This is a genomic window from Rhodococcus sp. As11 (genome assembly GCF_048957735.1).
GTDB classification, from domain to species: domain Bacteria; phylum Actinomycetota; class Actinomycetes; order Mycobacteriales; family Mycobacteriaceae; genus Rhodococcus; species Rhodococcus gordoniae.
Map to the genome: position 1 here is coordinate 33,819 of NZ_JARDJE010000016.1, position 15,742 is coordinate 49,560.

Here is a 15,742-nt window from a genome sequence, read left to right on the forward strand (position 1 = left end):
CCGGCGCGGCACCCACCCCCTTCGAGAAAGTCTCTCTGTCTCCATGTGGACATCGTTCGCGCGCCCCTACCGGGGTGCGCTCACCGCCGTCGCCGCTCTGACCGTGCTCGTCGGATGCTCGACTCAGCAGCCCGCTACGACACCGACACGATCGGGGACTGTTCCGGTGTCGGAGGTGCCCGCGGTGACGTTGACCCCCGCCCTCGACCACCTGCACGGGCTGCACCGTGGGGCCGACGGCACGATCCTGGCCGGCACCCACACCGGTCTGGTCACCCTCGGCGTCGACGGGCGCACCACCCGGATCGGTACCTCCGACGACGACTTCATGGGACTGACCGGGGTGCCGGGCACCGATCGACTCTTCGCCTCCGGACATCCCGGACCATCGAGTTCCGCTCCGAACCCGCTCGGGCTGATCGACAGCACCGACGGAGGTCACATCTGGACACCGAAATCCCTTGTCGGAGAAGTGGACTTCCACGCTCTGGCCACCGACGGAGAGGTGCTCGTCGGTTTCGACGGCACCACCGGACTGCTGGTGTCCACCGACGCCGGCGTCACCTGGAGTTCCGGAGCCCCCCTGGTCGCCGCAGCCCTGGCCGTCAACGACGATGGCGTCTGGGCGGCCACCGTCGACGGGTTGCAGCACAGTTCGGATTCCGCCCGCACTTTCACCGCCGTTCCCGATGCGCCGAGACTGATGCTGCTCTCTGCCGCCGGCGACGGATCCCTATGGGGTGTCGACACCGAAGGTGTCGCCTGGCGCAGCGACACCGGCCGAACATGGGAACAGAAAGCAGTGGTCGGTCCGGTCGAAGCGTTGCTGGCCGTCGATGTCGACACCGCCTACGCCGCCACCGCGCAACAGCTCTTCACCCTCGAATGACTTCCGGGTCGGGTCCGGACGAAGGTTCACCGCGGACGGCGCACCGGGCATGCCGAGGGATGCCGTCATCAGCAGCCCTCGGTCTCGGCGGGCGCTCCGTGCCCGTGGGCATTTCCTGCAACGAGCAGGCCGCGCTCGAGTGCCTGTATCCGGCCACTCGTGCTCCGGGCCCGACCGGCAACGGCCGCGGGTACCTCGAGGTCGATCAGTGGTGTCCGGCCGCCGCGGTCCGACCGGTCGGTGAGGCCGCATGGACAGTCTGTTGCGGGCAGCTCGTGAGCAAGGAAGGTGAGGTCAGTTTCCGGCTGCGGAGCCGTTCTCATCCCTCTGGCGACCGGGCTCGGCTTGTTCGATGCCGTCGCTGCCCCCTGTGGACGCCCGGATCGATGTGTAGTTGTGGAGATCGAATGCGCGGGTGTGCAACCGGTAGCGCCAGGTGGCTCCCGGCCACAGGGAGCGGTTGATTCCTTCACGGTCGAGATACCAACTGCGGCAGCCGCCTCGGGTCCAGGTCGTTGCAGCCGAGTCGTGGTGGATGCGTGTGGTGGATCGGTGTTGTGCTTGTTCACGTACGACGAGTGCATCGGCACCGGTGCGGTCGGTTTCATCGAGTGCGGCAGCGACGTAACGGAGTTGGCTTTCGAGCATGAAGAGCACCGAGGTGTGTCCCACTCCGGTGTTCGGTCCTCCGAGAATGAACGCGTTGGGTATACCGGCCACGGTGGTGCCCAAGTGCGCTGTGACACCGTCACGAGCCCAGACCTCTTGCAGGCTGACCCCGTTTCGGCCGTGGATGGGCAATCGCATCAAAGCGGCGGAGACGTGGAATCCGGTGGCGTGGACGAGCACGTCGATCTCGTGCCGCCGGCCGTCTGCGGTGCGGACGGCGTCTGCTGCGAGTTCTGTGAGGGGTGACGTCACGAGGGTGGTGGTGGGGTGGCACAGGGCGGGGTAGAGCGTGTCGGAGAAGATGATGCGTTTGCAGCCGATCCGGTACGAGGGCGTCAGCGCTCGACGCAGGACGGGGTCGGCTATCTGGGCGTGGAGGTGACGCAGAGCCCGCGCCTCGAGGGCGGCGCGGCGACGTTTCGAGCCGGTCAGGGCGGGGAGGAGTGTCTCGTTGCGCCAATATTCGACGGTCCGGCGTGCACGGTAGGGCAGCGGCACCCGGGTACGCGCTCGGGGCAGGACCCAGGCGGGGGTGCGTTGAAACACCGTGACCCGGCCGGCGTGGTCGATGAGGGCGGGGACGAGTTGGGCGGCACTGGCGCCGGTGCCGATGACGCCGACGCGGGCGCCACGCAGGTCGAGGTCGTGGTTCCAGCGGGCGGTGTGCAGGACCGGACCGGCGAAGGAGCCGGGTAGGCGTGGGATGCGCGGGACGTTCAGTGCGCCGGTCGCCAGGACGAGGAAGCGGGCGCGGTGGAGTGTTCCGGAGCGGGTGTGGACGTGCCACCGCGCGTCGGTGTCGTTCCAGTGGCAGTCGGTGACCTCGGTGTCGTAGTCGACGCGCGCGGATCGGTGTATCCGGTCTGCGAGGAGTCGGCTGTGGCGGAGTATCTGGTGATGATCGGCCCGTCCGCTGATCCAGCCGGGGAGTCGCGTGAACGAGTAGGAGTACAGGGCGGGGTGGATATCGCACTCGCAACCGGGATAGGTGTTCTCGAGCCAGGTGCCACCGGGGCCGCTGCTGCGTTCGAGGACGTGGACTGTCCGTCCGCGGCGGGTGAGGTAGTGGGCGGCGCCGAGTCCGGCAAGGCCGCCACCGACGATGAGTACTTCGGTGTCGATCACTTGAACAGTGTTCAAGATTAGTGTTGATCAGTCAAAATCGGGTGTCTTTCGACCGGAGTCCACTACGTTCCGGCCCCGCTGGACGGCTACGGTCCGATCCGAGGGATTCGGTGATCGTGTTCGGGGTGCATGCGAGCCCGGGCCGGCGGGTCGAAGGTGCCGATCCAACGGAATACCTGTTCGAAATATCGAATCGGTTTCCGCCCGGTCCTGCCTCTTCAGGCCCCGGAGCGCACCGGTCGGCCGTGTCGAGCTGCGGCTTCCCGCATTTCTACTGGTGGATGGAGGGGGTGAACTCGATCATGTCTCGGCCGACCGCTGCTGCCGGGGCGTTCTCTGCGATGTGACCGCGTAGCGTTCTTGCGAACTCGGCTGCGTTGCCCGCTCGGAGGTGTTCGACGAGTGTGACATGTTCGGCGATGATGTCGGCGCAGCGCGTGAGCAAGTGCTCACCCGATGCGAAGAGCACGAACCGGTGCCGGTCGGAAAGCTGGTCGTAGAGCTCGAGCAGGACGCTGTTGCCTCCTGCCTCCACGAACCCGCGGTGGAACCGGAGCGTGAGGTCGATGAATCGACGAACGTCCTTGCCGGCGAAGGCAGCGCGTTGCTCGTCGATGGAATGTTCGAGGCGTTCTGCCAGGCGCTGACGCAATTCACCGGAGGCTCGATCCACCGCCGTCGTCTCGAGGACGAACCGGGCGTCGGCGAGTTCTGCGACGGTCCGCTCGCTCATTCCCTGCACCAAGGCACCACGTTTGGGGTAGATGGAGATCCACCCCTCGTCCTGAAGGCGCGCAAGTGCGACACGCACAGGTGTACGGCTCACCCCGAGATCGGCCGCCAGCGTGTTCTCACCGAGCATGGTGCCGGGGGCGTGGGTGCCGTCGAGGATGTGATCGCGGATCACCTGATAGGCACGCTCGGAGGCACTGGGGCTCTCGTTCGGGCCGGCGGTCATCGTCGTCTCCTCGTCCTCGACTCGAATCCGAGACGGATTCATCTGGGACTGTCGAGCGTAGCGATCGGAACCATCCGGCTCGGCGATGCATGTGCTGGGAACGGATTCCACAGAGGCCGCGCTCGCGAGGCCGGTAGGGCAGCGCAGATCATGTGCGTGGTGTTCTTCTGATGCCGCTTCCTCGCCCGGGCTCGATGCCCAGCGAAGGTGTGCGGATGGTTGCCGCTCTGTGGGGAAGGAGGTTCACCGCTCTGCACCTTCGAGGTGGTGGTCGTCCGGGGCGGATGGTGTTGCTCGGCCGGGCCACGTCATCAGCGGCACCGCTCTGACCGCGAATGCCAGAGTGATGAGCAGAACTGCGGTAGCCATGAGGTTGATCCACAGGAAGCCGCCTGCCGCCAACACTGTGCCGGCCATGGCAGCCATCAGTGCTCCGCCCAGGTTCATCGCGGAGTCGGAGACGCCCTGCAGCGTGACCTTCGCATGGTGCGGCACCGAAGCCGTCAGCAACGCCGAGCCGCCGATGAGAAACATCGACCATCCCACGCCGAGGAGCAGTAGCGCGGTGGTCAACAACGGCATCGATGACACCGGGGCCAGGGCGTCGACGACGCCGAGCGTGATCGTCGCGATGAAGACGGCGACCCCGGACGCGATCACGGTTCCCGGCCCCCAGCGGTCGGACATCCATCCGAAGATCGGTGAGAGCGCGTACATCCCGGCAATGTGAATGCTCACTACGAGACCGATGGCTCCGAGGTCGAATTCCTGGTGATGCATGTGCACCGGTGTCATCACCATCACGTTCGTCATCATCATCTGACCGGTGACGATCGTGACGATCGCAAACAGCGGAATCGGCTGAACCACAACGAAACGCAGTGCATCCATGAGGCCGAGCGGCGGTGTATCGACGGTCGTGTCGCCGACTGCAGCACCGTCGTGGGCTCCGTCGTCGTCCTTGACGGTCCGGGTCGACTGCATGGTGCTTGCGCGGGGCGCGCTCGTCAGGGTCGATGCGACCAGAGCTGCAAGGGCGAAGGCGGCCATCGAGATCAGGTAGGGCCCTGCCAGCGGGTGCATTCCGAGCGCTTCGCCCAGATGTGCGCCGGGGCCGGTGAAGTTCGGACCCAGCACGGACCCGATGGTCGTTGCCCATACCACCAGGGACATCGCCCGTCCGGTCGCCGCAGGACCGGCGACGTCGACAGCGGCGTACCGCGCCTGCAGCCCGGCTGCAGTCGCCGATCCGCACATCATCATTCCCAGCATGAACAGTGGCAGGAACCCCATCGCCACGCCCGCGAGCACAACCGAGGCGCCGAGGGTGCCGATCCCGAACCCCAGGGTCAGGGCTTTGCGTCGTCCGGTACGTGCCGCGAGCGCCGCCAAAGGGTAGGCGATCAACCCGGCACCGAGGATGACGCTCATCTGCGCGAATCCGGCCATCGCGGTCCGCCCCGTGATCTGTTCGGCGAGCAGGCCACCGACGGCGTAGCCGGATGCGATTCCGGCTCCGGAGAACAGCTGCGCGGTGATCAGCTTGACTTGCGTCACCCCGTGGGGAGGCATCGGCACTGCGTGGTCCTTTCGGGTGCTCGCTGAGGCGGCATGGTTGCCGGAGTGACGTGCTGGGGCGCACGGACCTCTCGAGGTCTTTGTGCGTAGTGTCGTTCTCTCTGCGAGAGCAACTGTGTGCGTGGAGAATCGATCGCTCGCAACTCCGTCGGGTTCGCGACTCTGCGCTCGTGGCAGGGAGGCGCGACATGCTTACGAATGGTCGTCCTGTGTGTCGTTCGGTAGGTCCTGGAGTCCCGCGTTCCTCCACCAGACAAGAATACATCTTGGATACAAGAAGGCAACGCCGCCTCTTGTTCCGGCAGGTGCGTCGCAGACGCCCGTCGCGGACCGGGTCCCCTGTCCCGATTGCGCACGACGGTGCTTCGACCCGGGATGCGAGGAAGAGTGTCGGTACGATGCGCGCCCACCGCTCGCGTCGTACACGGCACCGGTGGAGAAGCTCGGACCGTTCGACGACAGCCAGGCGATCAGCTCGGCGATTTCGTCGGGTCGGTCCATACGTCCCATCGGCGCCAGGCTTCGGGAACGGGCGAGGATTGTCAGCGCTACCAGAAAGATGATTACCCCGAATTCTGGCCGTGTGAGCCGGGTACTGTCCTGGGATGGACAAGCCGGTCCCGGCCTCTGCGCAGATGCGGGTGTCAGTGAAATGTCGGAGAAGGTGCACGTGGCGATCGGCCGGTGTCCGGCGCGGGCAGCTCGCGCGTTGGTCGTTCTCCGTGAGGTAGATCAGGCAAACACGACCCTCGCCGGACGAAGCGCACTGTGTGGGAATCGGCTTCGATGTCGACGAATCTCGGTGTGAGCCTGCACCCCCATCGGTTGCCTGGCCACACCACGCGCTCGATCGTCAAGACCCTCAGTCACACTCACGGGCTTGCGAAGGCGGCCGTCGAGTATCGGGCGTACTGGAAGTAATCGGCCGCGAAGACAACCTGACTCCCGTCATGGGGCGAAATGAGCACGGTTGCTGCGAAGATACCTCCGCCCCGGCCTGCCGGTGAGATCACCGGTGTGCCGGGGCAGAGGGTCCCGCACGTGCGTGCGGGTGGGCAGGTCCGCTACCGCTCGTGCACGATGACGCCGCGAATGTTCCTGCCGGCGCGCAGATCCTCGTACCCCTTGTTGACTTCTTCGAGTGAGTAGCGTGTCGTGACGAGTTCGTCGAGCTTCAACTCGCCCTGGTCGTACATACGCAGCAGTCGGACGATGTCGTATTGCGGGTTGGCCGACCCGAACAGCGTCCCCTTGATTGTCTTCTCGTTCAGCGTCAGATCGGCGCCGGACACGTGCACGGTCAGTTTGGTCGGATCGGCCAAGCCGGTAATGACGACGGTGCCGCCCTTACCGATCACGGCGGTCGCAGCCGCGACCACCTCTTCGTCGACCGTACCTACCAGGATCAGCGCCTGGTCCGCTCCTTGGCCCCAACTCAGCTCGTTCACCTTCGCTGCGGCTTCCTCTGCAGTGGCGAAGGCATGGGTGGCCCCGAATTTCAGCGCGGTTTCCCGTTTGAAGGGGAGTGGATCGACCACGACCACGTACCGTGCTCCGGCTTGCACCGCACCCTGCACCGCGTTGATACCGAGACCGCCGATGCCGTAGACGACAACGATGTCACCGGCCCGGACACCGCCGGCGTACACAGCGGTCCCCCATCCCGAGGGGACGCCGCAGCCGACGAGAACCGCGGTCTCGAGGGGCAGCCAGTCGTCCACCTTGACGACCGAGTGCTGAGATATCGTGGCCCGCTCCGAAAATGTCCCGAGCATGCACATGGCGCCGAATTCCAACTCACCGGAGCGGAATCTGAAGCTTCCATCGGGCATCGATCCCTCCAGGATCGTGGCGCCCATATCGCACAGGTTCTGTCGGCCGGTGGCGCAGTATCGGCAGGTCCCGCAGTTGGGGATGAAACTGCACACCACGTGATCGCCGGGCTTGACCTTCGTGACACCGGGTCCGACTTCCTCGATGATGCCCGAGCCCTCGTGGCCGCCGACGATGGGATAGCGCGGCGGGAGGTCGCCGTCGGTCAGGTGCAGATCGGAATGGCACAGTCCCGCCGCGGTGTACTTGATGAGTACCTCGCCGGGCCCGGGGCCGTCCAGGTCGAGTTCCATGATCTCGAAGGGCTTTCCGGCCTCGAGTAGAACAGCAGCCTTGGTCTTCATATGTGCTCTCCTGTTGAGTGCGGGGTACGGGGATGTCAGAGCGCGACGTTGACGGCTTTGGTCTGGGTGTAGAGGTCGATGGCGGCCCCACCGAGTTCGCGACCCCAGCCGGACTGCTTGTAGCCACCGAACGGCATGGCCGTATCGAAGCCGTTGTACTGGTTGATCCATACCGATCCGGCCTTCAGAAGACGCGCGGTGCGGTGTGCCTTCGAGATGTCACGGGTCCAGATGCCGGCAGCCAAGCCGTAGATCGAGCTGTTGGCGGCGGTGACGATGCCGTCATCGGCATCGAACGGCATCGCGGCGACGACCGGCCCGAAGATCTCCTCCCGCACGACGCTGAACTCCGGCTTCACGTCGACCAAGACGGTGGGCTCGACGAAGTATCCGGTCTCGCCCCAGCGCCGACCACCTGTCAGGGCCCGCGCGCCGTCCGCGAGCCCGTCGCGCAGGTAGCCGGTGACCCGGTCGAGTTGTTCCTGCGACACGAGCGGACCGAGTTCGGTCGTGGGGTCGAGACCCGGACCGATCTTGACTTTGCTCGCGGCCTCGGCGACTGCTTGGGTGAAACGTTCGAAGATGGTGTTCTCGACGTACAGGCGGGTGCCGGCGACGCAGCACTGGCCGTGGTTGAAGAGCCATGCGTTGAGTGAGCCTTGCACGGCTGCATCGAAATCGGCGTCGGCGAAGACGATATTCGGGCTCTTACCGCCGAGTTCGAGGGTGACCTTCTTGAGGTTGCCTCGGGCCGCGTCGACGATCTTCTTTCCGACCTCGGTGGAGCCTGTGAAGGCGATTTTGTCGACGTCTTCGTGCGCTGACAGCGCGGCCCCTGCGTCACCGAAGCCGGGTACCACGTTGACCACGCCGGGCGGGAAGCCTGCCTCCTCGAAGATTTCGGCGAGCATCAGTGCGGTCAGCGGTGTCTGTTCGGCGGGTTTGAGGATTACAGTGTTGCCGGCTGCGAGAGCGGGTGCGAGCTTCCACGACGCCATCAGCAGGGGAAAGTTCCACGGTACGATCAGCCCGCAGACTCCGACCGGCTCCCTCAGCGTGTAAGCGTGAAACTGACCGCCCGGCGCGAACGGCATGGAGACGTTGACCGTACTGCCCTCGATCTTGGTGGCCCAGCCGGCGTAGTACCGGAAGACGTCGGCTGCCCACGCGGTGTCGACAGCCGATGCGATCGCAGCGGATTTGCCGTTGTCGAGAGCCTCGAGCTGGCCGAAATCGGCAGCTCGCTCGGTGAGCAGATCGCCGACCCGCCAGATGAGACGCTCACGTTCGTTCGGCTTCATCGAGGCCCACGGTCCCTCGTCGAATGCGCGGCGTGCGGCCCGGACGGCGCGGTCGATGTCGGCGGCTTCACCGTGGGCGACGTCGGCGAGATGCTCGCCGGTGGCGGGATCGTACGTGACGAACGTGCGACCGGATGCTGCATCGACGAAACGGCCGTCGATGTACAGCAATTTGGTACCGGCGAGGAAATCACGAACTTTCGCTGAAACCGACTGCTCGGCAACACCTGTCATGCCACAACCTCCTGGGGGTGATGCATATGATGTGGAACACGTTCATCGTGCCTCCCGAAGAGGTGGCGGAACTGTTCAAGCATTGGACAGCAATCGGTCACATCTTGATGTCGAGAGCCCGGATCCGGCTGTACAGCGTTGTGCGGCTGATGCCGAGGAGGGCGGACGCATGCACCTTGTTACCGCCGCTTTCCTGCAATGCTTCGATGATCGCTTCCCGCTCGGCGCGTTCGCGGCCGCCCAGACGAGCCACCCGAGCAGGTGCACGATACGGTTCGGGCAGGTCCTCGACCCGGATCATCGCGCCTTCCTTGTCGGAAATGGCGCTGAGGACTGCGCGCAGTTCGACGAGATTGCCCGGCCACGTGTGTTCCGACAGTGCTGCCAATGCACTGGGCCCCAAACGAATCTCCGAACGTCCGAGCTCGGTCGAAAGCGCAGCGACGAGCGCCGGAAGTTCACGGATCCGCTGTCGTAGAGCCGGCACCGTCACGTGCGCGCCGCAACGGGCGAACAGCTCCCGGGCGGCGGGGCGGACGGTGTCGGCGGGATCGGCGGTGAACACGAATCTCGGTCCGTCAACGCGTGAAGCGAGAGACGCCAGCAGCGCGAGGATGGAATCAGGGGCAAGGTCGACGTGTTCGATCAGGACGTGCTCGGGTCCTGTCTCGACGTGCTCGAGCAGCCTCGCAGACCACTTACTCTCGCCTTCGGCCACCACGTGGGCGGCGTCGATGGCCCACATCGGATCCGCCGCACACTCTCGTGCAGCCCAACTCCGCCCGCTTCCTGCCTCGCCGAAAATCACAATCGAGCCGGTACTGGAACGCAATTCGGCCAGGCGGGATCTCAACCGAGAGGTCGCGTCCTGCAACGTAGCCCGCCGACGTACGGGCGCTCGGGTCTCGTCGACATCGAGAAGGAACAGTGCACCGCTTTCGGTGCCGGCCACACGACTGATGCGAAGCTCGGTGTATCCACCGCTGGAGAGCGCGAAGTCGAGTGTGCGCGACTCTCCGGGCGGCACGTCCTCCACAAGTGCGCGCAGCGCCACATGATCACCCGGTTCGAGTAGTTCGACGGCGGCCTTGTTGGTGAGCATGACGTCTTGTCCCATGGCCGCCACGGCCACGCCGCGTTGGCGGGCTGCGATCTGGAATGCGTCGACCACGCGGCGATCCGACTCGCGTGCCCCCTCGAGCAGACGTGCCTCGATGTCCCGGACGGCTCGTGCGAGGAAAGGCACGAAGAGGGGATTGGCCGTCTTCTCGGTCGAAGTGATGTCGAGGATGCCTTCGATTCTGCGCGTGACCGGATGCACGATCGGGTGACCGTAACAACTGAATTGCCTGAACGGTTCGAGGAAATGCTCGTCGCCGTGAACGATGAGGCCTTGACGTACTTCGAGTGGGGTGCCCAGCGCGTTCGTGCCATATGTCTCTTCGGACAGTGCGACGCCTGGTAGTACCCCGACATCCTCCATTGCGGATCTCATGGCGTCCGAGTCGAACATCCGCGAGACGACGCAGCAGTTACGGTCGACGAGGAGGATCCCACATTCCGTACCTGCCAGTTGTACCCGGAGGTCGTCGAGCACCGGTCGGGCGGCCCGTAACAACCGCCCAGCCGAATCCGACGGGTCGAGAAGAGTGGGCTCGGGCACTCGTGCCGGATCGATACCGCTGAGCTGCGAGCGCTTCCAGGACAGTTCGATCTCCGGGCGCAAGGTGTGCATCGCCCTTCTCCTTCCAGTTGCCTCCGGCCGACCGGTTCTGGTGACAGCGCGAGGTACCGAGTGTGCAAATCCTGCTGATTACCGTCACGGGGAGTCCGCCGACCGGACGTCCGGACCGACAGATGTGTGGTCGAATCGGTCGGCGTCGCCCATTCGTCATCGCGTGTCCTCTCCGCGCTCCGGTCCGATGCAGAAGGAAGCGGCCCACGCCGACCCCTCCAACGTACCCACACAGATGTGATGCAGGTAATAGTGGTCGACCCCGGGTTTCGGCAACTGTCCGGATTCTGAACAGTTGAAGCGAACGGTGCGGGGAACGGTGGCCATGTCGGTGCCCCACTCGCCGAGGAGGGGGAAGGCGCACCGACCGCCGCGAACGCGGTGCGTTCGTTCACGTTGCGGGCCGAGGTGTCCGGCAAGTGGAGCGCCGGACGTTCGGGATCAACTGGGTGATGATTCCGAATCGATCTTGGATCGCGTTTCGCCGGTATCACATTCGTTGCACGAGAGAGGTCTTCGGTGCCTGGCTGAGCGGACACACAAACCTGGATCTCGCGGGAGGGCTGCTGCACGGCCGGTCTTCGTGATTCCTACCCGGGTTCGGGTGCGCCGACCCGCCGCTTCCTTCCGCGCAGTTGCCAGGGTGGGCCATGTCGATCCGCGCGTAGTGCCGTCGTGGTTCAGGGTCGGGGTGATGTCCACGCCTGCCCGGATTGCGAAAGGCGACACTTGAAAGTTCGGTTAATTATGATTAACTTTCTGGCTATGAGTGAACGCTACCCGCTACCCGAACTCGCGGATCTGCCCGAGGACATCGTCGAGCGCATCCTCGAGGTACAGGACAAGTCGGGGTTCGTGCCGAACGTGTTCCTGGCTTTCGCGCGTCGTCCCGCCGAGTGGCGAGCGTTCTTCGCGTATCACGACGCGATCATGCTGCGCGAGGAATCGGGACTGACGAAGGGTGATCGCGAGATGATCGTGACGACCATCTCCGCTGCGAACAAATGTCTGTACTGCGTCGTCGCACACGGAGCGATTCTCCGCGTCTACGAGAAGAAACCGACTGTCGCCGAGCAGGTCGCAACGAACTATCTCCTCGCCGACATCACGCCACGTCAACGTGCGATGCTCGATTTCGCTACCAAGGTCAACGCGCGTTCGCACGAGATCTGCGATGACGACTTCGAAGCCCTGCACGCACACGGCCTCACCGATGAGGATGCATGGGACATCACGGCGATCACCGCGTTCTTCGGGTTGAGTAACCGCATGGCGAGCGTGACGGGGATGATGCCCAACGTCGAGTTCTACACGATGGGACGCACACCTCGGGCTTGACGGGCACGCCCGTCGAGGAAGTCCTCGGTTTCGAACTCGGTTCCATGGCAGAAACCGCGCCGACGCGTTGTGTAGGGCCCCTGTCGTATTACTTTGGATGCGAAGGCATTCGGCTCCTCTTTCGAAGAGGGTCCTTTCGACTTCACGGATGCGTGGTGCCAGTGCCGAGTGCGATGCCCGGCCCCGCTCGCTGAGAAGTACCCGCACCTTGCGGCGACCGTGGGGGCATCGCACAGACTATTCGAGACCGCGACCGGAAGCACGACCACCCCCACACACACGGGGTTGTCGGTGTAGGGACCGACGTAGGAGCAGGTGACATCCTGCCCTGCCCTGCGTACCGCTCGACTCTGGGCCGAGGAGTTGTGGCTGCGCCGCTTCGCACTCGGTAGCGGGATGAGAAAGGTCGAGATCAAGGTATATCCCGCACGGCACGTCGCGGCTCCGTCCTTCCAGCAGGACCTGCTCGCCCCCGCGATCGAGGAAAGTGTGGACGAACGCCCAGCAGTGTGGTTACTACGTTCACGGCTCGAAACGGTATCCGCGTCCGGGTTCGGTAAGCAGATAGCGTGGGTGGGCGGGGTCCGGTTCGAGCTTGTGGCGCAGTTGAGCGAGATAGACGCGTAGGTAATGGGTTTGAGTGAGGTAGGACGGTCCCCACAATTCGCTCAGCAGTTCGCGGTGGCTGACGAGTGTGCCGCGGTGAGCGACCAGGATTTCGAGCAGTCCCCATTCGGTGGGGGTGAGGTGGACGTCGGTACCGTCCCGGGTGACTTTCTTCGCCGCCAGGTCGACGGTGAAGGCGTCGGTTTCCACCACGGGGGTGGAAGGAGCCGGGGAGGCGCTGGCCCGTCGGGCGGCAGCTCGGATCCGGGCGAGAAACTCTTCCATCCCGAAAGGCTTGGTGACGTAGTCGTCGGCTCCGGTATCGAGGGCGGCGACCTTGTCGGCGGCGTCGGTACGGGCGGAGAGGACGATGACCGGGGCAGAGCACCAACCGTGGAGACCCGCAAGGACTTCGATGCCGTCGAGATCGGGCAGACCCAGGTCGAGCACGATCACGTCGGGTTGTTGGTGCGCGGCGGCACGAAGAGCGGTACGTCCGTCGGCAGCAGTGTGCACTTCGTATCCGCGGGCAGCGAGGTTGATGCGTAACGCGCGAAGGAGTTGGGGGTCGTCGTCGACGACGAGGATGCGGGTCACGGGCGGACCTCGACCGGTGCGGCGGCGAGGTCGACGACCATGGTGGTGCCGCCGCCGGGCGTGTCGGTGGTAGTGAGATTTCCACCCATGACCTCGACGAATCCGCGGGCGACGGTCAGACCGAGTCCGGCGCCGCCGGTGGCACGGTGATCTCCTGCCCGGGGAAAGGTATCGGTGTCCTTGTGGTGAAGGCCGGGGCCGGTGTCGGCGATGGTGAGGACCGTGCGGCCGTCGGAGGTGATGGATTCGACGCGGATCGGGCCGGTGGGGGCATAGCGCAGTGCGTTGTCGAGAAGGTTGGCCACGACCCGTTCGAGCAGTGCGCCGTCTGCAGCGACCGTGGTCTCACCGACGTCGATGTGAATGCGTTCACGGATTGTGCGGGAGAGCTCCGACTCTCCGTTCGTCAGGGTGAGGAGGGCTCGATGGATCACCTCGTCGAGGTAGACCGGAGCCACCACGGGAGTGATGACTCCGGCTGCGAGCCGGGACGAGTCGAGCAGGTTCGATACCAGAGCGGTGAGCTGATCGGTGGATTCCTCGATGGTCGCGAGCAGCTCCGCGGTGTCCTCGGGGGAGAACTCGATATCGGTGCTGCGCAGGCTGGAGGCCGAGGCTTTGATGGCAGCCAACGGGGTTCGCAGATCGTGGCTCACCGCAGAGAGCAACAATCGCCGTAGACGATCGGTTTCGGCCAGAGACGACGCATGGGAGGCTTCTGCGGCGAGTTCTTGCTGCCGTACCAGTGCGGCGGCCTGTCCGGCCACAGCGGTGAGAATCCGCCGGTCACGCGCACGCAGTTGTGGTCCGGCGAGTAGGAGAGCATAGGCGCTGTCGTCGACCTCGCAGGCGGTGTCGGCGGCGTGCAGGGACATCGGTGGCGCCGCCCCGGCCGTCCCCAGCACCTGGGGTGAATTACGGTCACTGCGAAGGAGACTGACACCGTCCTGGGTGTACGTTTCCCGGACCTTCTCGAGTAACTGGGGAAGATCGGCACCCCGCAGCACGGCGCCGGCGAACGAGGCGAGCAACTCGGCTTCCTGGGAAGCGAGCCGGGCCTCGCGCGCCCGGGCGGAGGCGGCGTCGACCAATGCGGCGACGGCCACGGCAACGACGAGAAGGACAACGGTGGTGACGAAATTGTCCGGCTCGGCGATGGTGAAGCTGTAACGCGGCTCGGTGAAGAAGAAATTGAGCAGCAGTCCCGACAGCAGGGCCGCAACGATGGCCGGGCCGACGCCACCGAACAGTGCGACGACGAGGATGACCACGAAGAACAACGCGTTCTGGCCGGCCACTCCGGACAGTCGGTCCACTCCGGCCATCAGGGCGGTGGCGACAAAGGGGATGAGGACCGCTGCGATCCAGGACTGCAGACGGTGGTCGTGGCGGCCCAGCAGTGCCATCTTCGGTGCGCGGCTCGTGTGTTCGTGGGTGACCATGTGCACGTCGATCCTGCCCGAGTCGCGCACGACCGCCGAGCTGATCCCCTCGTCGAGGATGCGTGCCCATCGCGAGCGGCGGGATGTACCGATCACCAGCTGGGTGGCGTTCACCTCGCGCGCGAAGTCGAGCAGTGTGGTGGGTACGTCGTCGCCGACGACGCTGTGCACGCTCGCTCCCACACTCTCTGCCACAGTTCGGACCTTCGTCATCTGTGGCGCCGAAACACCGGTCAGTCCGTCGCCGCGTACGACGTGCACGACCATCAGTTCGGCGCCGGCCCGGCCGGCGATTCGGCTGGCGCGCCGGACCAGTGTTTCGGATTCGGGTCCGCCGGTGACGGCCGCGACGACCCGTTCGCGGGCCTCCCAGGTGGCGGTGATGGCATGGTCGCCGCGGTACTTGGCCAGAGCGACGTCGACCTGGTCTGCGAGCCAGAGCAGGGCGATTTCGCGCAGGGCGGTCAGGTTGCCCTCGCGGAAGTAGTTGCGCAGGGCGGCATCGATCTTCTCGGCGGCATACACGTTGCCGTGTGCGAGGCGTCGCTGGAGCGCCTGGGGGGTGATGTCGACCAGTTCGACCTGCTCGGCGCGGCGCACCACATCGTCGGGGACGGTCTCGCGCTGGACCACACCGGTGATCTGCTCGACGACGTCGTTGAGGGATTCGAGGTGCTGGATGTTCACGGTGGACAGTACGTCGATGCCTGCGTCGAGCAATTCTTCGACGTCCTGCCATCGCTTCGGGTGACGGCTGCCCGGAGCATTGGTGTGGGCGAGCTCGTCGACCAGGGCGACCGCAGGCCGGCGGGCGAGTACGGCATCGAGGTCGAGCTCTTCGAATTCCGTGCCGCGATAGGTGCGTCGCCGCGGAGGGACGATTTCGAGACCGGCCAGCTGCTCGGCGGTGCGAGCCCGGCCGTGGGTGTCCACGATCGCCACCACCACATCGGTGCCTCGGACCAGTCGCCGATGCGCTTCACCGAGCATCGCGAACGTCTTGCCCGCGCCGGGGGCGGCTCCGAGATAGATTCGCAGCCGTCCCCGCCGCAGCGGTCGCGATGTGTTGGGCGCAGTACTGGTCACGATGCCA

Annotated in this window: 10 protein-coding genes and 1 pseudogene; 2 read left to right on the forward strand and 9 right to left on the reverse strand. The window is 65.3% G+C overall.

What is annotated here, in order from left to right:
- Window positions 1–43: 43 nt before the first annotated feature.
- Entirely contained in the window at window positions 44–889 is an 846-nt protein-coding gene (locus PV766_RS18185; RefSeq protein ID WP_421097568.1) for a F510_1955 family glycosylhydrolase, read from the forward strand.
- A 294-nt stretch (window positions 890–1,183) separates the two neighbouring features.
- On the opposite strand, the gene PV766_RS18190 is transcribed toward PV766_RS18185, so the two are convergent.
- From PV766_RS18190 to PV766_RS18220, 7 genes and pseudogenes are all read right to left on the reverse strand, one after another.
- Entirely contained in the window at window positions 1,184–2,683 is a 1,500-nt protein-coding gene (locus PV766_RS18190) for a flavin-containing monooxygenase (RefSeq protein ID WP_064063700.1), read from the reverse strand.
- A gap of 271 nt (window positions 2,684–2,954) precedes the next feature.
- Window positions 2,955–3,641, reverse strand: a complete 687-nt coding sequence (locus tag PV766_RS18195; RefSeq protein WP_041804383.1) for a GntR family transcriptional regulator — start codon at window positions 3,639–3,641, stop codon at window positions 2,955–2,957.
- Between the two features lie 243 nt (window positions 3,642–3,884).
- Window positions 3,885–5,213 carry an MFS transporter gene (locus PV766_RS18200; RefSeq protein WP_421097622.1) on the reverse strand — a complete coding sequence of 443 codons (1,329 nt, stop codon included), beginning with the start codon at window positions 5,211–5,213 and terminating at the stop codon, window positions 3,885–3,887.
- Between the two features lie 399 nt (window positions 5,214–5,612).
- A pseudogene (locus PV766_RS18205) lies at window positions 5,613–5,759 on the reverse strand (3-oxoacyl-ACP reductase); the annotation flags it as partial.
- Between the two features lie 524 nt (window positions 5,760–6,283).
- Window positions 6,284–7,396, reverse strand: a complete 1,113-nt coding sequence (locus tag PV766_RS18210; protein WP_016934781.1) for an NDMA-dependent alcohol dehydrogenase — start codon at window positions 7,394–7,396, stop codon at window positions 6,284–6,286.
- Window positions 7,397–7,431: 35 nt separating this feature from the next.
- Window positions 7,432–8,931: an aldehyde dehydrogenase family protein gene (locus tag PV766_RS18215; protein WP_106201874.1), complete on the reverse strand. Its 1,500-nt coding sequence runs from the start codon at window positions 8,929–8,931 to the stop codon at window positions 7,432–7,434.
- Window positions 8,932–9,028: 97 nt separating this feature from the next.
- Window positions 9,029–10,666, reverse strand: a complete 1,638-nt coding sequence (locus tag PV766_RS18220) for a sigma-54-dependent Fis family transcriptional regulator (protein ID WP_129977948.1) — start codon at window positions 10,664–10,666, stop codon at window positions 9,029–9,031.
- Window positions 10,667–11,431: 765 nt separating this feature from the next.
- Here PV766_RS18220 and PV766_RS18225 point away from each other — a divergent pair.
- Window positions 11,432–12,004, forward strand: coding sequence for a peroxidase-related enzyme (locus PV766_RS18225; protein WP_064063696.1), 573 nt, complete (start codon window positions 11,432–11,434; stop codon window positions 12,002–12,004).
- Window positions 12,005–12,526: 522 nt separating this feature from the next.
- Here the strand turns inward: PV766_RS18225 and PV766_RS18230 are convergent.
- Together PV766_RS18230 and PV766_RS18235 are read right to left on the reverse strand one after the other, a co-directional pair.
- Entirely contained in the window at window positions 12,527–13,207 is a 681-nt protein-coding gene (locus PV766_RS18230; RefSeq protein ID WP_016934561.1) for a response regulator, read from the reverse strand.
- Window positions 13,204–15,735, reverse strand: a complete 2,532-nt coding sequence (locus PV766_RS18235; RefSeq protein ID WP_421097569.1) for a DUF4118 domain-containing protein — start codon at window positions 15,733–15,735, stop codon at window positions 13,204–13,206. Before PV766_RS18235 ends, PV766_RS18230 begins: the two co-directional genes overlap by 4 nt.
- Window positions 15,736–15,742 lie beyond the last annotated feature (7 nt).